The 245-nt window shown below is 54.7% G+C and carries 1 protein-coding gene; it reads left to right on the forward strand.

What is annotated here, in order from left to right:
- Positions 1 to 245 (forward strand): PQQ-dependent sugar dehydrogenase (locus SAZ04_RS22775; RefSeq protein ID WP_332700024.1); only part of this gene is annotated, 245 nt, incomplete at both ends.

A 245-nucleotide genomic window follows, 5' to 3' on the forward strand; every position in this document is an offset into this window, starting at 1 on the left:
GACAACTTTGTCAGCAGTGCCGCACAGGACCTCGATAAACTTCAGGGCAAGCTGCTGCGTTTGAACGCGGACGGCAGCGTGCCAAACGATAATCCCTTCGTCAATAAACCCGGCGCGCGCCCCTATATCTGGGCCTATGTTTTACGCAATCCTCAGGGGCTGGCACTGAATCCCTGGACTCAGGTGATGTGGGAAAGTGAGCATGGTCCCCGCGTTGGCGATGAGGTAAATATTATTCAGAAGGG

The sequence above is a fragment of the Halalkalibacter lacteus genome (assembly GCF_036663595.1).
GTDB lineage: Bacteria > Bacillota > Bacilli > Bacillales > Bacillaceae_D > Halalkalibacter > Halalkalibacter lacteus.